The following is a 23376-nucleotide window of genomic DNA, read 5'->3' on the forward strand; positions in this document are numbered from 1 at the left end:
TTTTTCTCCTTGTACGTCATCAACCGGCTGCTGCGTGCCCTGCGTCAGCCAATCGTTCCAAGCTCCCCTCTTTCCCCAGCAGGAAGAGGACATCAAAAATGCCCGGCGAGGTCGTGCGACCGGTGAGCGCCGCACGAAGCGGTTGCGCCACCTTGCCCAGTCCCAGGTCGGCATCCTCTGCCACGCGGCGTATCACGTCTTCGATCGCTTCAACCGTCCAGGACTGGACGGACTGGAGAGCGTCGGCTGTCTTATCGAGCAGCGCGCGCGCGGAGTCGTCTAGCAGAGCGGTAGCCTTCTCGTCAAAATCGAGCGGGCAACTTTTGAACAGAAATTCTGCTCCCTCCGCAATTTCATTAAGGTTCTTGGCCCGCGGCTTCAGCGAAGCCATAGCTTCCGTCAGCAGTGACAGATTGGTATCCGATATAGCGATTTCAAGCCGCTTTTCGATCCGTGGCGCCACCAGCGCGGCGAGGCGCGCGTCGTCGGCTTCGCGGATATAATGGCCGTTGAGATTTTCCAGCTTCTTGATATCGAAGCGCGACGGCGAGCGGCCGACGCCGCCGATATCGAACAGGTCGATGGCGCGGGCGATCGGGATGATCTCCTCGTCACCATGGCCCCAACCCAGCCGCAGAAGATAGTTGAGCACCGCTTCGGGCAGCATGCCCATTTCGTCGCGATAGGCGTCCACACCCAGCGCGCCGTGACGCTTCGACAGCTTCGCGCCATCCGATCCGTGGATCAGCGGGATATGGGCGTAGATCGGCTCTTCCCAACCCATCGCCTTGATGATGCTGAGCTGGCGGAAGGCGTTGTTGAGATGATCGTCGCCGCGGATGACGTGGGTGACGCCCATGTCATGATCGTCGACGACGACGGCCAGCATATAGGTAGGCGTACCGTCGGAGCGGAGCAGGATCATGTCGTCCAGCTCGGCATTCTGCACGACCACGCGCCCCTGCACCGCGTCCTCGATCACGGTCTCGCCTTCGCGCGGCGCCTTGATGCGGATCACGAAGGGCGCACCTTCCGGCGCATCTTCGGGCGCGCGGTCGCGCCAGCGGCCGTCATAGCGCATGGGCTGCTTGGCGGCGCGCTGCTGTTCGCGCAGCTCGGCCAGTTCCTCGGGCGTCGCATAACAGCGATAGGCGTGGCCAGCTTCCAGAAGCTGGTTGGCGACTTCTGCATGGCGCGGCGTGCGTTCGAACTGGAAGACAGCGGGTTCGTCGCCGCCCAGGCCCAGCCAGTCCAGACCGTCGAAAATCGCGGCCACGGCTTCTTCTGTGGAGCGGGCGCGATCGGTATCCTCGATCCGCAGCAGGAACTTGCCGCCATGGTGGCGCGCGAACAGCCAGTTGAACAGCGCGGTGCGCGCGCCGCCGATATGCAGGAACCCGGTTGGGGACGGGGCGAAACGGGTCACCACCGGCTTGTTCATTTCCGTTGCACTTGCCGTCATATTCCCTGACATTCGCCTAGCTGACCCATGGATGCTGCGCCCCCTAGCATGGCTTTTGAGCCACGACAAACCTCCCTTGGTGGGAGGCCGGCGGCGTTGGCGCGTGTGCGGCTGGACCGGCTCGAACGCTGGCTGGAACGCGAGCGCGAACAGATCGGATTATGGGTGCCGATCGCGCTGGGTGGCGGGATCGCCGCCTGGTTCATCCTGCCCCATGCCATGGCCTGGCTGGCCTTTTGCTGCGGCACGCTGGCGATGGCCTGTATCGGGGCGATGTTGCCGGTGGGCGGGCGGTTGCGGCGGATGATGGTCGTGGGTGCAATCCTGGCTTGCATGGGGTGCCTGCTGGTCTGGGGGAAGGCGATGCTGTGGGGCCAGCCGCCGCTTGTCCGGGCGACCTTCGTGCAAATGACGGGCGATGTTGTCGCGATCCGCCCCGTTCCGGCGCAGGCGATGGTGCGCGTCATGCTGCGCCCGGTCGACGCGCCCGATCTGCCGGCCGTCATACGGGTGAATATCGCCGACGCGGATGTGCCGGCGGGGCTGGGCGAGGGCGCGCGGCTACGCTTTCGCGTGCGCTTGATGCCGCCCGCGCCGCCGAGCGTTCCGGGCGGCTATGATTTTGCGGCGCGCGCCTACTTCCAGGGGATCGGCGCGACGGGCAAGGCGCTGAAGCCGGTCGAGATAGTGATCCCATCCACTGCCTCGCCGCCGCTGCGGGCGCAGTTGTTCGGCCATATATTGGAGCAAGTGGACGGTTCCGCCGAAGGGATCGCCGCCGCTCTGGCGACCGGGGACCAAGGCGCGATTCCCGAAGCCGATGCGGAGGCGATGCGGCGCGGCGGACTGGCGCATCTTCTGTCGATCAGCGGATTGCATGTGACGGCGCTGATCGGCGCGGTCATCTTCCTGCTGATGCGGGTGATGGCCCTGAGCCAGCGGGCGGCGCTGGGTTGGCCACTCATGTTGATCGCGGCGGCGGGCGGCGCGCTGGCCGGGATCGGCTATACGTTGCTGACCGGGGCGGAGGTGCCGACGGTGCGGTCCTGCGTCGCCGCCCTGCTGGTGCTGGGCGGGCTGGCCATGGGGCGGGACGCGGTGACCTTGCGTCTGGTAGCGACCGGCGCGCTGGTGGTGCTATTTCTGTGGCCCGAAGCACTGGTCGGGCCGAGCTTTCAGATGAGCTTCGCCGCTGTGACGGCGCTGGTGGCGCTGGCCGAGCATCCCCGTTTCCGAGCCTTTGCCGCCGCGCGGGACGAGGGTGCGTTTCGTCGGCTTGTACGCGGCCTGGCGGTCACACTGGCGACTGGCATCGCTGTCGAACTGGTGCTGATGCCGATCGCGCTGTTCCATTTTCACAAGGCGGGGCTGCTCGGCGCCTTCGCCAATCTGATCGCGATTCCGCTCACCACCTTCGTCGTCATGCCGCTGGAGGCGCTGGCGCTCGTGCTGGATGTCGCGGGCTTGGGCGCGCCTTTCTGGTGGTTGACGCAGCAGGCGCTGAACCTGTTGCTGTTACTGGCCCATGGCGTGGCGGCCAGTCCGATGGCGACATTGCTGGCGCCGACCATGGGCATGGGGCTATTCGGTATCACGGTCGTCGGGCTGCTCTGGTGCCTGTTGTGGCGGACGGGGTGGCGATGGCTGGGACTTGCGCCGGTGCTGATCGGCGTGGCGGTCACCTTTACCGCCGCGCCGCCCGATATCCTGATTACCGGCGACGGGCGGCATGTCGCCGTGCGGACGGGAAAGGGCATGGCGATATTGCGCGATCGGGCGGGGGATTATGTGCGGGACGTGCTGTCGGAAAGTGCAGGTTATGACGGCGAACTGGCGGCGATCGCGGATTTGCCGGACGCACGCTGTTCGCGCGATCTGTGCGCTGTCGGCGTGAAGGACGGCAATGGCCGTAGCTGGCGGCTGCTCTTCACCCGCAGCACAGTGCTGATCGAGCGGTCCGACTTCGCCCGCGATTGCGCCGCGGCGGACATCGTCGTCAGCGATCGGGGGCTACCGCGCTGGTGTCATCCGCGCTGGATGAAGATCGACCGCCGGTTGCTGGCACGGACCGGCGGCCTGTCCATCACCCTGGCAAAGGGCGAAGTTCACACCGTCCATCGAGTCGGCGACGCACATCCCTGGATCGTTCGCCCACCCCGTGGATCAGGACGACCCAAATCTCAATTATAGCGGCGCAGCAGCCCTGCCAGCTTGCCCTGGATGCGGACCTGCCGCGGGTCGTAGATCTGCGGTTCATAAGCGGAATTGGCCGGATCGAGCCGGACGCGGCTGCCCTCGCGGCGGAAATATTTGAGCGTGGCTTCCGCTTCGTCGATCAACGCCACGACGATCTGACCTTCGCGCGCGACGTCGGTGCGCTGGATCAGGGCGAAGTCACCGTCGAGAATGCCCGCCTCCATCATCGAATCGCCCGACACTTCCAGCGCATAATGGTCGCCCGCACCCAACAGCGCGGCCGGCACGGAGAGCATGGTCTGCCCCTCCATCGCCTCGATCGGCACGCCGGCCGCGATCCGGCCGTGCATCGGGATTTCGATCACGTCATTGGCGGCGATCGGTATAGGCGCCGCGACCTTGGGTTTGAGCGCAACGACTGGCGCGGGCACCGGCGCACGATGCATCGCGTCGGGCAGCTTCAGCACTTCCAGCGCACGGGCGCGATTGGGCAGGCGGCGGATGAACCCGCGCTCCTCCAGGGCATTGATAAGCCGGTGGATGCCGGACTTGGACCGCAGGTCCAGCGCATCCTTCATTTCCTCGAACGAGGGCGAAACGCCGCCTTCGTCCAATCGGGTCTGAATGAAGCTCAGCAATTCCTGCTGCTTGGGCGTCAACATCGCGGTCCTCCGTGGAACGTATGAGGAACGCATAGGAAACAGATGAAGGTTAGTCAAGCACCGAACATGTCAGGGCAGCGGCAGGATCACCACCCGATCGCCCGGTGCGGCCGCTGGCGATCCGGCCGGGCGCAGGATCAGGCAGTCGGCTTTCGCCATGGCGGCGGTGGCGGCGCTGTCCTGCGACGTCACCGACACGATGCCGTCCTGCCCGCGCCAGGCGCGGAGATAATCGTCGCGATCGCCAGTGGCCGGGAGAGGAGAGGCGAGTGGCGCGTCGCTCATGGGCGGAAGCGGATCGCGCGCGCCGCCCAGATGCCGGACCAGCGGGAGCAGGAACAGCGTCGCCGTGACGAAAGCCGAAACGGGATTGCCCGGAAGGCCCAGGAACAGCGTATCGCCGATGCGACCGGCCATCAGCGGTTTGCCCGGCCGCATTTTGATCTTCCAGAAATCGAGCGCACCGCCCGCCTTAATGAAGGCGGGCCGCACCAGATCATGGTCACCGACGGAGGCGCCCCCGGTCGAGACAATGATGTCCGCCGTCCGCGCCCGGTCGAGCGCGGCCGCCATGGCGTCGAGATCGTCCGGTACGATGCCGAGGTCGATGACGTCGCAGGGCAGGGCGGCGAGCAGGGCGGCAAGCATCGGCGCGTTGGAGGAAGGCAGGAAACCCGGCGGCGTCGGGGCGCCGGGCGGCACCAGTTCATTGCCGGTGGAGAGCAAAGCGACCATCGGCCGCCCACCCACCGGCACGGCGCCATGACCGCCCAGCACGGCCAGCGCGATCTGCGCCGGACCGAGGCGGCTGCCTGCCTCCAGCAACAGGGCGTCCTGCGCGAAGTCGGAGGCGGCGCTACGGACATGGCGGCCGGCGGGCGGCGGATCGGCGCTGGCGGTCAGCCGATCGCCGTCGCGGGCCGCATTTTCCTGGATCAATATGGCGTCGGCACCGGGCGGCAGCGGCGCGCCGGTGAAGATGCGGCTGGCCTCGCCGGGCGGCAAGAGCGGAAGGTTAGCCGTTCCGGCTGCGCTTTCGCCGGTGACGCGCCAGGGACCGGGCGCCTCCGCCGCGCGCACGGCATAGCCGTCCATCGCCGAAAGGTCGGTCCAGGGCTGGTTGCGCAGCGCCGCCAGATCCTGCGCCAGCCAGCGGCCGACGGCGGCGGTTATCGGCACGGTTTCGGTCGCCAGTCGCGGGGCGAGCGCGAACAGGCGCGCCTGCGCTTCGGCCACCGGCAGCAGACTCATGGCGTGCGCCGCCAGTCGCCGGATTTGCCGCCGGTTTTGGCGATCAGGCAGACGCCGCCGATTATCATGGACTTATCCAGCGCCTTGGCCATGTCGTAGACGGTAAGCAGCGCGACGGAGGCCGCGGTCAGCGCCTCCATCTCCACGCCGGTCTGGCCGGCTGTGCGGGCGGTGGCGATCACGGTGACGCCGCTGTCGTCAAGGGAGAAATCGACTGTCACGGCGCTCAGCGCGATCGGGTGGCAGAGCGGGATAAGGTCGGCGGTGCGCTTGGCGGCCATGATGCCCGCCACGCGCGCCACGGCGAGCACGTCGCCCTTTTTCACCAGGCCGTCAGCGATGGCTCTGGCTGCCGTCACGCTCATGTCGATCCGGCCGGAGGCTATGGCCTCGCGTGCTGTGACCGCCTTGGCCCCGACATCGACCATCCGGGCCGCGCCGTCGTCGTCCAGATGGGTGAGTCCGGTCATGCGCCCGTCAGCAGATTGTGCGTCGCCGCCTCGACATCGGCCTGGCGCATCAGCGTTTCTCCGACCAGGAAGCAGCGCACGCCATGATCGGCCATGGCGACGAGATCGGCATGGCCGGTCAGGCCGCTTTCTGCGACAAAGGTGCAGCCTTCGGGCGCCTTGCCCACCAGTTCATAGGTGCGGGCGAAATCGACGCTGAAATCGCGCAGGTCGCGATTGTTCACGCCGATCAGGCGCGAGCGGAGCTTCAGTGCGCGTTCCAGTTCGGCTTCGTCATGCACCTCGATCAGGGCGTCCATGCCGAGGCCCAGGGCGGCGTCTTCTATTTCCTGCATCTGGCCATCGTCCAGCGCGGCGACGATGATGAGGATCGCGTCGGCGCCGAGCGACCGGCTTTCCAGCACCTGCCAGGGATCGACCAGGAAATCCTTGCGCAACACCGGCAACGCGCAGGCCGATCGGGCGGCCATCAGATAATCGTCATGACCCTGAAAATAGGGTTCGTCGGTCAGGACGGAGAGGCAGGCGGCGCCACCGGCCGCATAGGCCCGCGCATGGGCGGGCGGATCGAAATCGGCGCGGATCAGCCCTTTGGAGGGACTGGCCTTCTTCACTTCCGCGATCAGGCCGAAACCCGTGCGGGCGGCATTGTCCAGCGCCTGGCGGAAGCCGCGCGGGGGCGTCTGCTCGCTCGCGCGGGCGTGGAGCGCCGACACGCTGGTCGCGGCCCGGCGGCGGGCGACGTCTTCACGCTTGAAATCGCAGATTTCGATCAGCTTGTTGGTCATGTATAGGCAATCCAGCAATTGAGGAGCGCGTTGGCAAGGCCGCGATCGATGGTTTCGGCGGCCTCCTCCACGCCTTCGCGCAGATCGGGGACGGCGTCGGCGACGACAAGCGCTGCGGCCGCGTTGAGCAGCACAGCGTGGCGATAGGCGCCCGGTTCGCCTTGCAGCAGGGCGCGGAGCGCAGCGGCGTTATGGGCGGCATCGCCGCCACGGATCGCCTCGACCGGCTGGGTGGAGAGGCCCAGTTCGGCGGCGGTCAGGCGGTGCATGGCGACGAGGTCATGGCCCTTTACTTCCGCCATGTCGTTGCCGCTGGCGAGCGAGAGTTCATCCAGTCCTTCGTCGCCGGAGATGATCATGGCATGATCGACGCCCAGGTCAGCAAGCGCCTGCGCATAGATGGGGACATAGGCCGGCCGGGCGATGCCGATGAGCTGGCGTCGAACCCTGGCCGGATTGGCGAGCGGCCCCATCAGGTTGAAGATCGTGCGTTCGCCGATCGCCTTGCGGATCGGGCCGAGCCGCTTGAGCGCGGGATGATAATTCTGGGCGAAGAGGAAGCAGATGCCGAGATCGGCCAGCGTCGCTTCGGCGGTGGCGGCGGCCCGATCGAGGTCGAGGCCCAGCGCCTCCAGCGTATCGGCCGCGCCAGCCTTGGAAGAGGCGGCGCGGTTGCCATGTTTGGCGACGGGCACGCCCGCCGCTGCGACAACGAGCGAGACGGCTGTGGAGACGTTCAGCGTATGATGGCCGTCGCCGCCGGTGCCGCAGACGTCGATCGCGCCGTCGGGCGCGCCGACCGTTATCATGCGCGCCCGCATGGCGCGGGCGGCGGCGGCGATCTCCACCGCGCTTTCGCCCCGGCGCGCCATGGTGACGAGGAAGGCGGCAATGTCCGCTTCGGGAAGGTCGGCGTCGAACAGCAGGTCGAAGGCCTGGGCTGCGGCGTCGGGGGCGAGCGGTAGGGAAGGATCGGGCAGGCGTGTCATCGCCCCTGCCTTAGTCGGCGGGAGGGCGCGGAGTCGAGAGGGCGTGCGTGCCTAGCTTCGTACTTTTCCCGCAGATTTTGAAATTGCGTTTCCTATTATGGCAACATTCGAAAAGCGATCCGCCTATGATAAACCGATCGCCGCCGATAGGAAGGGTCAGGCCGCTTCGCGCTGACGCACGGGAATACCGGCAATCTCCATGAAATTGGCCAGCATGTCATGGCCATGTTCGGTGGCGATGCTTTCGGGATGGAACTGCACCGAATGGATCGGCAGGGTCGCGTGGCGGAAGCCCATGACCGATCCGTCTTCGCTGGTCGCGTTCACCACCAGGCTGTCGGGAATATCCTCCACGATCAGCGAGTGATAGCGGGTCGCGGTGAAGGGCGAGGGCAGACCTGCGAACAGGCCGGTGCCGTCATGGGTGACGGGCGAGGTCTTGCCGTGCATCAGCCCGCCGCGCACCACCTTGCCGCCGAAATGTTGGCCGATCGACTGGTGACCCAGGCACACGCCCAGCAGCGGCGCGCCCGCGTCGGCGCAGGCCGCGACGAGGTCCAGGCTGACGCCTGCTTCATTGGGGGTGCAGGGACCGGGCGAAAGCAGGAACGCCTTTGCGCCGCTGGACAGGGCCTGGCCCGCCGAAATGGCGTCGTTGCGGACGACCTCCACCTGCGCGCCCAGTTCCATCAGATAATGGACCAGGTTCCAGGTGAAGCTGTCATAATTGTCGATGACGAGGATCATGGGCAGAGCCTTAGCGCGGGATGAGGGCGGGGGGAAGTGGGGAGGGGCGGTTAGCCATCACCAGCGGAAGCCGAGCCGGGTTTCGCCCGTATCGCCGCCGTCGCGGTCGAAGCGGCGTTCCACGATCTGGCCCCGACCGTCGCGATCGACGGCGATGACGGTGCTGCAGCGCGTGCCATAGAGCGGGTTGCGGATGAAGATGGGGGAGGCGGCGGCTTCGTCCGGGGCGTCGGAGGGCGTGGCGGGGGCGATGCCGGCGTCGGGCAGGTTTTCCCGGCGCAGTGCCTCGAACAGGGCGGCCGGGTCATCGGCATCTTCGGTCAGCCAACCGAGCAAGGCGGTTTTGAGCGCCAGCGTCTTGGGCCATGGCGCGTCGAGCGCGCCGTTGGACAGGCCATACAGGCCCGGCGTCAGCCGCGTGCGCAGCGGTTGCGGACGATTGGTGAGAAAATCGGCGCGATCGGCTTCGACCAGAATCAGGTTGAACGGGTTGAAATCCTCCAGCCGCGCCTGTGTGACATCGGCATAGGCGCCGTCGCCCGCCAGAAGGTCCGTCACCAGCGCGCCGCGGGAGGCGCGGTCCGGCTGCGGGCCGCCATAGCCACGCAAATTGGTGACGATCGCGGTCCGGCCCGCTTCCGATACGCCAAGCCATGTGCCGCCCGATTGCAGGTCGCGCCCGGCGATCAGGCCCTTGCGGTCGCCCCAGCGGGCGAGCGGGGCGGCGGGGCGCGCATGATATTCATCGCGATTGCCGATCAGGATGAGGCGCCAGCGCGGATGCGCCGCCCAGGCCATGGCCATGATGCACATGGGGCCGATGTATCGTCCCGGCCGCATCCCGCAAGTCCATGACTTGAAAAACCCGTCGCGTGGGGCCATATGGGTCGCGCCGGGTTCGCCCGGCTATGGTGATAAATTGTGTCGTATAATAGATGCAGCGGACCCGGGGGCAGTACCCGGCGGTTCCACCAGAAGGCCCGATGGCTTAACGCTTTGGGGTTTCCTGACGGGGCCGAACTAGGATCGACGTGTGTTCAAAGGCGATATTTTTACCCGGCCCGTGTAAGCCGTTAAACTGTGCAAAACTCACAAGTGCCAACGATAACGAAGCACTCGCCATTGCAGCGTAACTGAGGGCCTCACGGCCTGACGTTACTCTAAAATAGCGCGGTTGAACCCACCGGGCAACAGAAGGGAATTCAGCGGCCCCCGGAGGCGCCGGGCAACAGAAGCCTCCGGACTTTTCCACGATCGTTATGGCATATGCGATGCGCATTCCGCATCGTCCGACAAGGAGTCGCTGTGGCGGATGCCCGCGATGATGGGCAAGCGGCGTACGCCGCGTGCGAGCGATTGTATGATATCGATGATTCGAATCATCTTCAATCTGCGACGATTTTCGATTACGCTTTTATGACAGTCTTGCGTAAAATTTATAAATTATTGAAATTAAAGCAAAGAAAATCGTTTTTGCTGGTTCGATCCGCCCTTGTCCTGATGTCATCTAAATGAAATACTTCTGGCTATAGTGAGAAGTTTTTTCTGGAGGCATGAGAGATGAAGAAGGTCGCTGTAATCATGGGTCTGGCGCTGGCGGCAATGACGCCGAACATGGCCCAGGCGGCGGCCGAAGGGCAGGACGTCGTGGTCGTGGGTGGTCCCGAAGGCAGCCTGGCCGCCAAGGCGCTGGCCAGCGGCCGCTTCGATGCGGCGCTGCGCAAGCTGCAGCCTATGCAGGTCTATGGCGAGAACGACCCGGCCCGCCTCATCAATCTTGGCAACGCCTATGCGGGCGTCGGCCGCATGGCCCAGGCGCGTGAAGCCTATCGTTCCGCTCGCTTCGCGCCGGAAACGACGCTCGTGCTGGCCAATGGCACGGAAGAATCCTCGCGCTCGGTCGCGCTGCGGGCGCTCAGCCGTCTCAATCCCAGCTACGCGATGCGTTGATCGCACGGCATAAGGCGTAGGAGCGGAGGCGCCGTCCTCGCGCACGGCGCCGCCTCGCATATTGCCCATGAAAAAGGCCGACCGGGTTGCCCCGGCCGGCCTTTTTCATGCGGTCGATCGTCGGATCAGAAGGCCACGGTGAGCGAGGCCGCGATCGTGGTGCCGATCTTGTAGCGGTTATAATAGACCTTGTTGCCGTCCTGCTCCTGGAACTCCTGGAACTTGCGGCCCAAAATGTTGCGCGCTTCGAACTTGACTTCGCTGTTGATGCCGCCGGGCAGCTTCACACCCTGCCGCGCGACGAAGTCGAGCTGAACGCCCGGCTTTTCCTTGATGTCGGGCTGCAGATTGGGACCGCGGCTGGTGACGCGCGGGCTGGCATAGGTCAGCAACAGCGTCTGCTGCGACAGTTTTTCGGTGTCTTCCAGGCCCAGTTGCAGGTTGACCAGATGGTCCGACTGGCCCGTCAGCGGCGCGCCATCGACGAAATAGTCCGACGCAGCAGGCAGGTCGCCGGTGGTGTAGGTATAGGGGATGGTGGTGTCCCCGTCGCTCACCTTCAGCTTGGACTGGGTGTAGGTATAGTTGGCGATCAGCGCGACCCGGCGGCTCTGGAAGAAGGCCGAATCCATCCCGTCGAGCGGGATATATTTCTGCGCTTCGAACTCGGCGCCGTAGAGCGTGGCTTCCGGCGCGTTGGCGAAGCTGGTCGTCACCGCATAGGTGTCGCTGATGGTGGTGTAGGTTTCGATCGGATTCTTGATCTTCTTGTAGAAGGCCGATGCGGTGAGGCGTTCCTCGCGACCCATATACCATTCGGCGCGGATGTCCGCATTCCACAGCTCGCTGTCCTGCAGGAACGGATTGCCGCGGTAGAAGCGGTTGGAGTCGGTGTCGATGAACGGCTGGGCGATCAGTTCGCGGAACTGCGGGCGGGCGAGCGTCTTGGAACCCGATGCGCGGAATTGCAGGCCGCCACCCGCGTCGAAGGTCAGTGTGACCGCGGGCAACCAATAGTCGTTCTTGATCTGGTTGAAGGGCGTCACGCCGGTCGCATAGACGTCCACGCCCGTCACCGACTGGCGGCCGCTTTCGTAGCGGACACCCGCGTCGATGCTGAAGCCGGGGAAGAGTTCGGCCTTCACCTGACCATAGCCGGCATGGACGCGCATGGCGGCGTCATAGACCGGATAGTTGCCGGAGAAGTCGAGCAGACCCAGATCATAGAGCTGGATCGTCGCGTCCGACAGCAGATAGTCGGGACGAAGTTGCTGCACCGGGATCGGCAGGTTGACTGCGTCGAAATGCAGTTCGTAGCGCGACGAGGTCCGCTTCGTATCGGTATAGGCGTAGCCGCCCGTCACGACGAATTTCGGTGCGATCTTGAAGCTCAGATCCGCGCCGCCCGACCAGAGATCTTCGTTCAGATCGCTGAAGGTGACCGAAGCGTCGCCGCGCTGGCGGTTGAGCGCGTTGACGAAGCGATCGCCGACCGGATCGGTCGCCAGATCGCGATTGGTGCGGACATAGACGAATTCCCGCTCATAGGGCGCTTCGCGTTGCGAATTGGCATAGCCGCCGCGCAGGTCGAGGCTGATAATGTCGTTGAACTTGAATTCGCCGGTGAACTGGGTGTCGATCAGCTGCCGCTCATACCAGGCGGTCTGTTGCGTGAGATAATAGGCGCCCTGGATCTGGCCGTCATTCTGGCCGACCGCGAGCGACGCGCGCTTCAACGTGTCGCGAATATAGAGGTTGGTCCAGCGAACCTTCTGGTCGCCCCATTCCAGGCCGAAGCCCAGCAGGCCGTTGACCGTCACCTGATTGTCGGTGACGACCTGATGGGCGCTCTTGCCCGCGCCTTCCGACACGGTCAGCGACGCCTGCTGCAGGTTGTCGCGGGTGCGCCACTTGTTGCTGTAGCCCGCCGTGGCGATGACGCCCAGGCGCGCATCGCCGATATCGAACGCGGTGCCGGCATTCAGCGTGCTGGAGAAGTTGAAGGGCAGGCTGTTCGTCCGTTGCACGACCGAGGTCTTGCTGTTGAGGAACTGCATCGCGATCGCCTGCTGGTCTGCGCGTTCGATATTCGCGAAGGGCACGCCGGCGCCGAAGGCCTGCTTGAGCAGCGGCGGCACGTCGCGCGAGCTGTCGTCGAAGCCGGTCCAGTCGGACTTGGCGCCATAATAGGTGTAGCCGAGCTGGCCCGAGGTTTCGGTGTTGGCCGAGCTGCCGACGCCGAATTCCAGATAGGATTCGGTCGGGATCGCCTTGGTCGTCAGGTTGATGACGCCGCCGCCGAATTCACCGGGGAAGTTGGCCGAAAAGCTCTTCTGCACCAGGGTCGATGCGATCACGCTGGTGGGGAAGAGGTCGAGCGGCACCACGCGCTTGAGCGGTTCGGGGCTGGGCAGCGGCGAACCGTTCAGCAGGGCGAGCGAATAGCGATCGCCCAGGCCGCGGACATAGACATAGCCGCCCGATACGACCGACAGGCCGGTGACGCGCTGCAACGAACCGGCGATGTCGCCTTCGCCCGTACGCTTGATGTCGGCGGCGGACAGGACGTTGACCACCTGCGGCGCGGACTGCGAGATGTTGCTGTTGCGGCGGCCGGTGACGATGATGTCGGAGCCGGGGATCGACACGTCGACATTGCCCGACTGCGCATCGGCTTCGTCGGCGGCGCTGGGCGTGCTCGACATGCCGGCATCGCCGGTGGTCGCCCCGCCAGCTTGGCTGGCATCGGTCTGCGCCATCGCCATGGGAGCGACCAGCGCGGTGGAAATCAGGAGCAGGCGCGCCAGACTGAGCGGCTTCGACATGCTATATATCCCCCTTGGGAAAATTTAGTGCAAAGAAGGCGGGGAAGCGCGGTTGCACGCTCCCCCGCCCCTGTTGAGGTCGTGGGTCCGATCAGGTCGTCGGAATGGCGGTGCAGTTGCCGCTGGTGCTGCCGAAGCTGGCGGTCACCGAGTTGCAGGTCCAGCCGGCATACCAGGTGTCGCTGCTGTCCTTGACCGCACCGATATAGTTGGTGGTGGTGAAGGCGGCGTCGATCGTCTTGGGGTCGATCGCGGTGCGGGCCGTCTCGGTCGCGCCGTTGATGAACAGGTTGGTCAGCGACGGGGTGTAGCTGATCGTGCTGTTCGCGCCGGCTTCGAAGATCGACTGGACCAGGGCGGCGTCAACACCGGTGCCGGTGCCCTTATAGGGCGTGCTGTTGCACTGCATCACCACCGACAGGTAGCGCGGCTTGCCCGCATCCTGCAGCGTGGTGTCGGCGTCACGGACCGCAGCGGCACCGTTGATGCGCAGGCAGCTCTGGTTGGGGCTGACGATGATGCCGTTGACCAGGGCCAGGTCGGCACCGCCGCGCAGCAGCATCGCCGCGCCGTCGTCACCGGTGTTCGAACGTTGGATATGCGTGAAGTTGGCGACCTTCAGATACTGGCGGGGCAGGGCGTCCTCGCTGGCGTTGCTGTTGGTGGCCGAACCGTTCGAGTCGGTTTCGAGGAAGGTGTCACCGACATTATTGCCCTCGCGCTGGGCGGCGATGACGAACTGGGCGGTGCCGCGGAAGCCGACGTCGGTGTCGAGATTGTCGTCTTCGTTGCCGGTCAGCACCAGATATTTCATGTTGAAGCTGCCGCCGAACGCTTCGATGCCGTCGTCAGAGCTGTTGTGGACCTGGATATGGTCGATCACGGTGCCGCTGCCGACGCCCGAGGGGGTCAGGCCCTGCAGTTCCTTGCCGTCGGCGAGGACGAAGCCCGAATAGCGGATCTGGACATAGCTGAGACGACCCGAATTGTCGGTGTCGGTCGCGCCGCCGTACAGGGCGTTGCTGGTGCCTTCGGTGTCGCGTTCGCAGGCGGTGGTGCCCGGTGCGGCGGCCGGCGCCTGGCAATCGGTGATCTTCGCACGGCCGAGCAGCACGATGCCGCCCCACTGGCCCGACGACTGGTCGGTCGCAGCGCCGGTAACGTTTTCACGGCTGGTGAAGATGATCGGCGCGGTGGCGCTGCCGACGGCGCTGATCTTGTTGCCGCGGTTGACCGCCAGATAGGCGTTGCCGGTGCTGGCGAACACGACCACGCCCGGATCGATGCTGAGCGTCACGTCGGTATTGGTGCTGGCGGCGCCCTGGTCCGTGCCGACATCGACGCGGCCGGGCAGCGAGTAGATCACGCCGGTGGTCTTGGCGATCGCCGTGGTCGCGGTGAAGCGCGCCGGGAAAGCGCAGTTGCGCCAGGTGTTGGTGCCGTCCGTGATGGTGCCCAGATCGCTCAGCTGGTTCGGGCCGGCGATGGTCGGGCAGTTGGCCGCCGGCGTCACCGCAGTCGGCGTGGGGGTCGGCGTGGGCGTGGGGGTCGGCGTGGGGGTCGGCGTCGGCGTCGGGATGACGATGGTGCCTTCGCCCGGCGAAGCGATGTCGTCGGCGCCGCAGGCGCTCAGGCCCACGCAGGCGCAGCTCGCCATCAGGATCGTTTGGATACGGTTAATCTTGGCCATGTCGTCTCCGCTCCGGCCTGTTGCCGGGATTGTTGAAGTGCGGAGCGCAGGGGAATTTCGACTCGGACAACGCCCCCTGTCGCCCTCAGAACGGGCAGTTAGGCGCGGCACATGACAGGCTGATGCTGCTTCTATGACAATGGAGCGTCTTTAAAATGACAGTTTGGAGACAGCGACGACGTTTCCATGGTTAAGGCCGTTCGTGCTAAGGCGCGTGGCGCGCGGGACGCTGGCAGGAGATGGGCTTGCAACCGGAAATCGAACTGAAGCTGGACCTGGCGCCGGAAGCGGCGGACATGTTCGCGCAATGGCCGTCGCTGCCGGCCGATAGCCAGACGGCTGCGCTGCACGCCACCTATTTCGACACGCCCGATCATCAGCTCGGCAAACGGGGCATGAGCCTGCGCATCCGGCGGTCGGGCCGGCGGCGCGTCCAGACGGTGAAGGCCGATGGCCGCGATGGCGCGGGCCTGTTCGCGCGCGACGAATGGGAGATGCCGGTGCGCGGCGCCAAGCCGGTGCTGGACGCGCGCACGCCGGTCGTTGCGCTGCTGGGGGAAGCGGTGGCGGAAGTGGATAAGCTCTTTAGCGTCGATGTGCAGCGCCGGATGTGGGTGGTGTCGCAGGACAATGCGACGATCGAGCTGGTGCTGGATCGCGGGGCCATAATGGTGGCCGGGCGGGAACAGGCGATCTGCGAAATAGAGCTGGAACTGAAGGCGGGCGAACCGGCGGCGCTGTTCGCGCTGGCGCGGCGGATCGATGCAGACATCGCCGTGCGACCCGGCGTCCTGAGCAAGGCGGAGCGCGGCTATCGACTGACCGAGGCGCTGCCAGCCGCGATCAAGGCGGAGCCGGTGGCGCTCGATCCTTCCATGACGATTCGCCAGGCCTTCCTGCGGATCGGTGCGGCCTGCCTGCGTCATTATCGGCTGAACGAAGCGCTGCTGCTGGACCATTATACGCCCGAAGCGCTGCATCAGGCGCGAGTCGCGATCCGACGGCTGCGATCCGCGCTGAAATTGTTCGCGCCGCAGTTGCCGACGGCGGATCTTGCCCGCTTTCAGGGCGAATTGCGCTGGCTGGCCGCTGTGCTGGGCGAGGCGCGCGACCTGGACGTGCTGATGCCGCGGATCGCCGACGGCGCGATGCGCGCGCCGCTGGAAGGGGCGCAGGCGGCGGCGCACGATCATGTCCTGCAATGGCTGGCGTCTGCGCGGGTGCGGATGCTGCTGCTCGATCTTGTCGAATGGCTGGCGCTGGGCGCGGGCATGGGCGCGAAAGCCAGTCGGTCGGCCGCCCCTTTCGCCGCGACGCGCCTGCGCAGGCTGCGCAAGCGTATCGCCAAGGAGGGCAAGCCTATGGCGCGGCTGAGCGACGGAGCGCGTCATGAGGTGCGCAAGGATGCCAAGAAGCTGCGCTATGGCGCTGAATTCTTTGCCGGACTGTTCGATGAAAAAAAGAAGCATCGCCGCCGGCAAAAGGCATTTCTGGGCAAGCTGGAAGCCATGCAGGACGTGCTGGGTGCGCTCAACGATCTGGTCGCCACGCCCGCGATCCTGGCCCGCCATGGACTGCCGGGCGATATCGGAGCGGGCGGCGCGGAGAAGGCGGACCTGCTCGCCGCAGCGGCGCGCGCGCATGGCGAACTTGTCGATGCACGCCGTTTCTGGACCTGAGCCGCGTCAGCCCCAGGGGCGCTCGCGATACCATTTGGTGATGACATGCTTCACCCCCGACCGCACCTTCATGCCGTGATGGAGGCTGGCGGGGTTCGGCTCGCCCGATGCGTTGCGGTTGTTCCAGGCGAGTAATTTGCCGGTTTCCGGCTGGACGGTCTTGCCGATCTTGGTGAAGCGGGTCGCGCCGCCGGCCATGGGTTCGTTCAGATAGACCATCAACGTCCAGGTGCGATTGCCCGCCACCGAACAATATTTCGCATAATCCGACCCCTTCGGATCGAAATAGTCGGTATGCGCCTTGAATTCCTGGCCCACGTCGTAGCGCTGGCCCTGGATCGGTTCGCCATAGGGCGCGGCTATCCCCGCGAAAGCGTCCAGCCGCGCATTGATCGCGGCGACGAAAGGATCGGCATGATCGAGGTCGCAGGTCTCGCTGGTGCGAAAATAGCCGTCGCCATTGGCGTCCGCAATGGTGGACGGGCGCCGCTTGGCATCGATTCGCGCGATCAGCCCGGCGCATTCTTCCGCGTCCAGGAAATGGCGCTGGATGAAGAGCGTCAGTTCACGGTTGGGCACCCGCTGGATGCGCGGATGGGCGGCGATCCAGGCCGGGTCGGCATCGGTTGCCGTTGGTGCGGGGGGCGGGGCGGTCAGGTCCGTCATGGAAAATCCCGAAAGAAGCGAAGATGCGGAAGACGACGCCACAGCTATATTCCGGCCCCTAAAATGCAAGGCGCCAGTGACATGTCATATTACCGCAATATAACTGTCATGCAGCAGTAAGATCATCTGCCTAGCAGGCTCCCGAATGATTGGGGGCTTGGGGCAGCATCATGCGAGTGCCATTTAGCGACAGGATGCGCGGCTTCGGACGCGGGAAGACGGCGGCCATTCCCACGATCGACTGGCTTGGGCTGCTCGAACGGGTGTTGCTCGTCCTGCTGGCTTTGCAACTGGTACGGCTGGTCTGGGCGGTCGTGGCGCCGGTCGGCAGCTTCGGACCGTGGGAAGGGCGTCAGGCGCAGATATTGTCGCCCAGCGCGCGGCAGGCGCTGTTCGCCAGCTTCGATCCCTTTTTCCGCACGGGCGCGCCGCAACAGGCGGGCAGTGGCGTCGTCACTTCGCTGGCGCTGACGCTGTATGGCGTGCGGCTGAACGAAGGGTCGGGGCTTGGATCTGCCATCATCGCCGCGCCCGATGGGGTGCAGAACAGCTACGCCGTCGGCGATGAGATCCTGCCGGGCGTGGTGCTGAAGGCCGTGGCGTTCGATCATGTGACGATCGACCGGGGCGGCGCGGAAGAACAGATTTTCATCGACCAGTCGACCCCGGCCCCCGAAGCCGAACCCGCCGCTGCGGTCGCCTCGGTTCAGGGCGCTGGCTGGCAGAGCGCCGCCCCACCGCCACCCGCCGCACCCGGCGCCGGTCCGACCGTGGACAGCCTGAAGCGCGACATCGGTTTTGCCCCGCGGTTGCAGAACGGCCGTGTCACCGGCCTTGCGGTCATGGCCAAGGGGCCGACCTTCGCGGGCGCGGGCTTCCGGCCCGGCGACATCATCAGCCAGATCAATGGCCAGCCGATCGGATCGGCCGGCGACCTCCAGTCTCTCCAGAACCAGATCGCGCCCGGCGCGCGCCTTTCCCTCACCGTCGAGCGCGGCGCCGCCGTGGCATCGGTCAACATCATAGTGCAAGGCCAATGACCCGCAAACTCCTCCTTACCGCCGCCACCGCGCTCGCGCTCGCCACGCCCATCGCCGCGCCGCTCCTGGCGCAGCAGACGCTCAATGTGCGCGACGCCGACATCCGGGCCTTCATCCAGGATGCTGCGCGGGTGACCGGCCGCACCTTCATCATCGACAACAAGGTGCAGGGGAAGGTGTCGGTCGTGACCGACCGGCCGCTGTCGCGATCCGAATATTTCGAGATCGTGCTGTCCACCCTGCGGGCCAACGGCCTGGTGGCGGTCCCGGCGCCCGGCGGGGCCTATCGCATCCAGCCAGCCGATGGCGCTGCGGGCCAGCCGAGCAGCGTCGGACGCGCCGCCAATCGCAACAGCTTCGTGACGGAGGTGTTTCGCCTGCGCTCCATCGACGCGGCGAGCGCGCTGGAAACGCTGCGCCCGCTGGTCAGCAAGGAAGGCTCCGTCACCGCCAACCGCGCGGGCAACAGCGTGGTGGTGGCCGACTATGCCGACAATATCGCCCGCATCCGGCAGGTGATCGCCCGTATCGACCGCGATACGTCGTCGACGCAGATGGTGATGCTGAAAAATGCCGGCGCGCGCGAAATCGCGACCTCGCTCCAGGCGCTGGTGGCGAGTGGCGGGGGCGGGGAGAACGCCGCGCCGTCGGCCGCGACCGTGGTGCCGATCGACAGCAGCAACGCCGTTGCGATCCGCGGCGACGCCAATACCGTTGCGCGACTCGCCGCCATGGCGCGCCAGCTCGACCAGCAGGCGGCGAGCGGCACCGAAATCCGCGTCTACTGGCTGGAACATGCCGACGCCGAAAAGCTGCTGCCGGTATTGCAGCAGCTTGTGGGCCAATCGACCAGCCAACCGGTGACGGCTTCCACCCCGGCCGCCGGCGGGCAGGGCGGTGCGCCCGCAGCGCAGGCGGCTGCGCCGGTCGCGGCGGCATCCTCGTCCGCATCGAGCGGCGGCGGCATTTCCACCCGCGGCCCGGCGATCGTCACCCGTTACGAAGGCGCCAATGCGATCATCGTCGCGGCGAACAGCGACGTGCAGCGGATGCTGGGCGAAACCATCCGCCAGGTCGACACCCGGCGCGAACAGGTGCTGGTGGAGGCGATCATCGTCGAGATCAGCGACGCGGCCGCCAAGAAGCTGGGCGTGCAGTTCCTGCTCGGCAGCACATCGACCGGCTTCGCCGCGAGCAACTATTCCAACGCCTCGCCCAATCTGCTGACATTGGCGGGGGCCTATGGCGCGACGCAGCTCGGTACGACGACGACGACCGTGGTAGCGCCGGACGGTACTAAAACGACGACCGAGGTCCAGAATAGCGGCGACCTCGCGAGCAGCTTGCAGGAAGCGGCGATCAGCAGCCTGACCAGCGCAACCGGCGCGATTGCGGGGCTGGGCGGCAGCATCGGCAAGAACGGCATTTTCGGTGCGATCATCAATGCGGTCAAATCCGACACCGAAAGCAACCTGCTTTCCACGCCGTCCGTGATGACGCTGGACAATCAGAAGGCGTCGATCCTGGTCGGGCAGCAGGTGCCCGTTACCACCGGCGAGGCGCTGAGCCAGAATTTCGACAATCAGTTCCGTACCGTCCAGCGTCAGGATGTCGGCATCAAGCTGGAAGTGAAGCCGCAGATCAACACCGGCGGCGCGATCAAGCTGTTCCTGAAGCAGGAAGTGTCGAGCGTGGCCGGGCCGGTCAGCAACTCCAGCAGCGACCTCATCATCAACAAGCGCGAGATCGAGACGACCGTGACCGTCGATGACGGCGAGATACTGGCGCTGGGCGGCCTGCTGGACGATAATGAGCGCAAGACGATCGAACGCATCCCGCTGCTGTCCGATATTCCGGGGCTGGGCGAATTGTTCAAATCGCGCAGCAAGAGCCGGACCAAGACCAATTTGATGGTCTTCATCCGGCCGACCATTCTGCGGTCGAAGGAGGATGCGCAGCGGCTGACGCAGCAGCGCTACGGCTATGTCCGGGGTATGCAGTTGCAGCGCAATCCCGATGTCGAACCGACGATAGACGAACTGGTGCGCGACTATATGGGCGCGACCCCGCCGGTCGCGGCGCAGCCGGGCGATGCGGTGGTGCAGCCCGATGCGGCGCCCGCGCAGGTCATCGAACCCACCGTCCGCCAGTCGAGCGGCGTGGTGCGGCCGGTCGAAATACCGGCAAGCGGAGGGCGCAAGTGAGCGAACAGGCGCACACCGATATTAGCCCGCCCGCGCAGCCGCCGCGGCCCATCGACATACCTTATGTCTTCGCGCGCAGGCATGGCGTGGTCATGCTGCCGGTCGAGGGCGAGCGGCTGACCATAGCGGTGCGCGCGGGGAGCGATCCGCGCGTGCTGCTAGAGGTGCGGCGGCATCTGGCGCGCAGTTTCGACGTCATTTTCGTTGAACCGGCAGAGTTCGACCGGCACTTGTCGAACCATTATGCGATGGAGGGCAGCGCGGCGGCCATGGCCGGATCGCTGGAGGTCGGCGCGGACGAACTGGACATTTTGGCCGCCGACATTCCGACCGCCGACGACCTGCTCGACAGCGCCGACGATGCGCCCGCGATCCGGCTGATCAACGGCATCATCGCCGAAGCGGCGCGACAGGGCGTGTCGGACATCCATATCGAACCCTATGAAACCGGCCTGATCGTGCGGATGCGCGTGGACGGCGTGCTGCGCGAGACGCTGCGGATGCCGCCGCATGTCGCGCCGGTCGTCGTCAGCCGCATCAAGGTGATGGCGCGGCTTGACATCGCCGAACGGCGCGTGCCGCAGGACGGGCGCATCGGCCTGACGCTGGGCGGCAAGCTGCTCGATGTGCGCGTATCAACCCTGCCCAGTCGAGCGGGCGAGCGGGTCGTGCTGCGTATCCTGGACAAGGAAAATGCCGGGATCACGCTCGACCTGCTGGGCATGAACGGGGTGCCTGACCGCATCTTCCGCGAAGGATTGAGCGAACCCAACGGCATCATTCTGGTCACCGGGCCGACCGGGTCGGGCAAGACGACGACGCTCTATGCCGGCCTGCGCCAGCTCAACGACGGATCGCGCAATATTCTGACCGTCGAAGACCCGGTCGAATATGCGATGGAGGGCGTGGGCCAGACCCAGGTGAATGCCAAGGTCGGCCTGACCTTCGCGGCGGGCCTGCGCGCGATCCTGCGGCAAGATCCCGACGTCGTCATGGTCGGCGAAATCCGCGACCGGGAAACGGCGGAAATCGCCGTGCAGGCGTCGCTGACGGGGCATCTCGTCCTGTCCACCGTCCACACCAATGATGCGGTCGGCGCGATCACCCGGATGCGCGATATGCGGGTAGAACCCTTTCTGCTCGCCTCCACCCTGCGTGCGGTCATCGCCCAGCGGCTGGTTCGGCGGTTGTGCCAGAATTGCCGTGAACCGGTGCAGGCCGACAAATCGGCCAGCGCATTGCTGGGCTTCGACCCCGGTACGATCATCTATCGGGCGAAGGGCTGCGACGAATGCGGCGGCAGCGGCTATAAGGGCCGCATCGGCGTGTTCGAGGCGATCCGTGTGGACGACACCATCCGTCGCCTGATCAACGACGGCGGCGACGAATCGCTGATTGCGCGCCATGCCTTCCTGAATGCCCCGAATCTGGGATCGGCGGCGCGGGCGCTGGTGCGCGACGGCCAGACCACGGCGGAGGAAGCCATACGCGTGTCGCGCCGCGACGCGATCGAGGCGGAAACCATAGTCGATGGCTGATTTCGACTATAGCGCGATCGACCCGGCGGGCCGGGAGCGCAACGGCAGCATCAAGGCCGGGACGATCGAGGATGCGCGCGCCAAGCTGGATGCGCGCAAGATGTTCATCGTGCGGATCGAACCCGGCGCGGTGGAGACGGCGCGCAAGCGGGCGAGCCTGTCTCTGCGCACGCCGCGCCTCAGCCCCAAGGAACTGACGCTCTTCACGCGCCAATTGGCGACGCTGACCCAGGTCAGCCCGCTGGAGGAATCGCTGCGCACCATCGGTCGCCAGAGCGAGCAGGATCATGTCCGCGCGATCGTCGGGAAGGTCCATGGCGGGGTGATGGAAGGACGGCGGCTGGCCGATGCGCTGGGCGCGGAGCCGAAAAGCTTCCCGCCGCTCTATCGCGCGATGATCTCGGCCGGTGAAAGCTCCGGCAGCCTGCCCACCATCATGGAGCGCCTGTCCGACCTGATGGAACGGCAGGCGGTGATGCGGTCGAAGGTGCTGACCGCCATCGCCTATCCGTCGGTGCTGGCAACTTTTGCCGTGTTCGTGGTTGCGGCGCTGATGATTTTCGTCGTGCCCAAGGTGGTGGAGCAGTTCGACACGGTCGGACAGGAATTGCCGCTGCTGACCCGGATCGTCATGGCGATATCGGCTTTTCTGGCCGCCTATTGGTGGCTGCTGCTGATTGCGATGCTGCTGGCCGGCTTCGGTTTCTGGCGCGCGTTGAAGAATGACGGCTTTCGCTATCGCTTTGACGCGATGCTGCTGGGGCTGCCCGTGCTGGGCAGGTTGATCCGTGACCTGCATGCCGCGCGGATGGCGCGCACCCTGTCCACCATGGTCGCCAGCCGCCTGCCGCTGATGGAAGGGCTGACGCTCACCGCCAACACGGTCCATAATCGCGTGCTGCGCAAGGCGTCGGACGAGATTGTAGAGGCGATCCGGGGCGGCGGCAGCCTGTCCGCGGCGCTGCGCCGGGCGGGCGTGTTTCCCCCGCTGCTGGTCTATCTGGCGGCGAGCGGCGAAAGCGCCGGGCGGCTCGACACCATGCTGGAGCGCGCGGCCGATTATCTGGAACGGGAATTCGACGCCTTCACCTCGACCGCGCTTGCCATGCTGGAGCCGATCATCATCATACTGATGGGGGGCATCGTCGCCGTCATCATCCTGTCCATCCTGCTGCCGATCCTGCAGCTGCAAAGCCTCACCGGGGCTTGAAGGAGTTGA

The 23376-nt window shown here is 65.8% G+C and carries 19 protein-coding genes and 1 other RNA gene; 9 read left to right on the forward strand and 11 right to left on the reverse strand.

Annotated elements, in window-relative coordinates:
• Positions 1-19: 19 nt before the first annotated feature.
• Complete coding sequence (gene gltX, locus K9B33_RS01365) at positions 20-1441, reverse strand: glutamate--tRNA ligase (protein WP_224546286.1); 1422 nt, start codon at positions 1439-1441, stop codon at positions 20-22.
• Between the two features lie 69 nt (positions 1442-1510).
• Between gltX and K9B33_RS01370 the strand changes: the two genes are divergently transcribed.
• Positions 1511-3652, forward strand: coding sequence for a ComEC/Rec2 family competence protein (locus K9B33_RS01370; protein ID WP_224546114.1), 2142 nt, complete (start codon positions 1511-1513; stop codon positions 3650-3652).
• On the opposite strand, the gene lexA is transcribed toward K9B33_RS01370, so the two are convergent.
• The 7 genes from lexA to K9B33_RS01405 all read right to left on the reverse strand — a co-directional run bounded on the left by lexA (position 3643) and on the right by K9B33_RS01405 (position 9378).
• A complete protein-coding gene (lexA, locus tag K9B33_RS01375; protein ID WP_224546115.1) occupies positions 3643-4320 on the reverse strand; it encodes a transcriptional repressor LexA in 678 nt (225 codons plus the stop codon). The two genes, K9B33_RS01370 and lexA, sit on opposite strands and share 10 nt — an antisense overlap.
• 69 nt (positions 4321-4389) lie before the next feature.
• Entirely contained in the window at positions 4390-5571 is a 1182-nt protein-coding gene (gene glp, locus K9B33_RS01380) for a gephyrin-like molybdotransferase Glp (protein WP_224546116.1), read from the reverse strand.
• Complete coding sequence (gene moaC / locus K9B33_RS01385; RefSeq protein WP_224546117.1) at positions 5568-6041, reverse strand: cyclic pyranopterin monophosphate synthase MoaC; 474 nt, start codon at positions 6039-6041, stop codon at positions 5568-5570. Before moaC ends, glp begins: the two co-directional genes overlap by 4 nt.
• Complete coding sequence (gene trpC / locus K9B33_RS01390) at positions 6038-6829, reverse strand: indole-3-glycerol phosphate synthase TrpC (RefSeq protein WP_224546118.1); 792 nt, start codon at positions 6827-6829, stop codon at positions 6038-6040. The genes moaC and trpC overlap by 4 nt, the downstream gene beginning before the upstream one ends.
• Entirely contained in the window at positions 6826-7818 is a 993-nt protein-coding gene (gene trpD / locus K9B33_RS01395) for an anthranilate phosphoribosyltransferase (protein WP_224546119.1), read from the reverse strand. Before trpD ends, trpC begins: the two co-directional genes overlap by 4 nt.
• 156 nt (positions 7819-7974) lie before the next feature.
• Complete coding sequence (locus K9B33_RS01400; protein WP_224546120.1) at positions 7975-8565, reverse strand: anthranilate synthase component II; 591 nt, start codon at positions 8563-8565, stop codon at positions 7975-7977.
• 57 nt (positions 8566-8622) lie between these two features.
• Positions 8623-9378, reverse strand: coding sequence for an NRDE family protein (locus tag K9B33_RS01405; RefSeq protein ID WP_224546287.1), 756 nt, complete (start codon positions 9376-9378; stop codon positions 8623-8625).
• A gap of 39 nt (positions 9379-9417) precedes the next feature.
• Between K9B33_RS01405 and ssrA the strand changes: the two genes are divergently transcribed.
• From ssrA to K9B33_RS01420, 3 genes are all read left to right on the forward strand, one after another.
• Positions 9418-9770: a transfer-messenger RNA gene (gene ssrA, locus K9B33_RS01410) on the forward strand.
• A 100-nt stretch (positions 9771-9870) separates the two neighbouring features.
• Positions 9871-10080: a hypothetical protein gene (locus K9B33_RS01415; RefSeq protein ID WP_224546121.1), complete on the forward strand. Its 210-nt coding sequence runs from the start codon at positions 9871-9873 to the stop codon at positions 10078-10080.
• A gap of 45 nt (positions 10081-10125) precedes the next feature.
• Entirely contained in the window at positions 10126-10515 is a 390-nt protein-coding gene (locus K9B33_RS01420; protein WP_224546122.1) for a tetratricopeptide repeat protein, read from the forward strand.
• A 125-nt stretch (positions 10516-10640) separates the two neighbouring features.
• Here K9B33_RS01420 and K9B33_RS01425 read toward each other — a convergent pair whose 3' ends face one another.
• A complete protein-coding gene (locus K9B33_RS01425) occupies positions 10641-13340 on the reverse strand; it encodes a TonB-dependent receptor domain-containing protein (RefSeq protein WP_224546123.1) in 2700 nt (899 codons plus the stop codon).
• 91 nt (positions 13341-13431) lie between these two features.
• Complete coding sequence (locus K9B33_RS01430) at positions 13432-15030, reverse strand: hypothetical protein (RefSeq protein WP_224546124.1); 1599 nt, start codon at positions 15028-15030, stop codon at positions 13432-13434.
• A 239-nt stretch (positions 15031-15269) separates the two neighbouring features.
• On the opposite strand from K9B33_RS01430, the gene K9B33_RS01435 reads away from it, so the two are divergent.
• Positions 15270-16709 (forward strand): CHAD domain-containing protein, encoded by a 1440-nt coding sequence (locus K9B33_RS01435; protein WP_411973971.1) that lies wholly within the window; start codon positions 15270-15272, stop codon positions 16707-16709.
• Between the two features lie 6 nt (positions 16710-16715).
• On the opposite strand, the gene K9B33_RS01440 is transcribed toward K9B33_RS01435, so the two are convergent.
• Positions 16716-17375: a prolyl hydroxylase family protein gene (locus tag K9B33_RS01440; protein WP_224546127.1), complete on the reverse strand. Its 660-nt coding sequence runs from the start codon at positions 17373-17375 to the stop codon at positions 16716-16718.
• A 170-nt stretch (positions 17376-17545) separates the two neighbouring features.
• Between K9B33_RS01440 and K9B33_RS01445 the strand changes: the two genes are divergently transcribed.
• Genes K9B33_RS01445 through gspF form a run of 4 tightly spaced genes read left to right on the forward strand, consistent with a single transcriptional unit; the run spans position 17546 to position 23367 of the window.
• Entirely contained in the window at positions 17546-18415 is an 870-nt protein-coding gene (locus K9B33_RS01445) for a type II secretion system protein N (RefSeq protein ID WP_224546129.1), read from the forward strand.
• Positions 18412-20619 (forward strand): type II secretion system secretin GspD, encoded by a 2208-nt coding sequence (gspD, locus tag K9B33_RS01450; protein WP_224546131.1) that lies wholly within the window; start codon positions 18412-18414, stop codon positions 20617-20619. Before K9B33_RS01445 ends, gspD begins: the two co-directional genes overlap by 4 nt.
• Complete coding sequence (gene gspE, locus K9B33_RS01455) at positions 20616-22157, forward strand: type II secretion system ATPase GspE (RefSeq protein ID WP_224546133.1); 1542 nt, start codon at positions 20616-20618, stop codon at positions 22155-22157. Before gspD ends, gspE begins: the two co-directional genes overlap by 4 nt.
• Positions 22150-23367 (forward strand): type II secretion system inner membrane protein GspF, encoded by a 1218-nt coding sequence (gene gspF / locus K9B33_RS01460; protein ID WP_224546135.1) that lies wholly within the window; start codon positions 22150-22152, stop codon positions 23365-23367. Before gspE ends, gspF begins: the two co-directional genes overlap by 8 nt.
• The last annotated feature ends 9 nt before the right edge of the window (positions 23368-23376 follow it).

Source organism: Sphingobium sp. 3R8 (assembly GCF_020166615.1).
In the GTDB taxonomy this organism is placed as follows: domain Bacteria; phylum Pseudomonadota; class Alphaproteobacteria; order Sphingomonadales; family Sphingomonadaceae; genus Sphingobium; species Sphingobium bisphenolicum.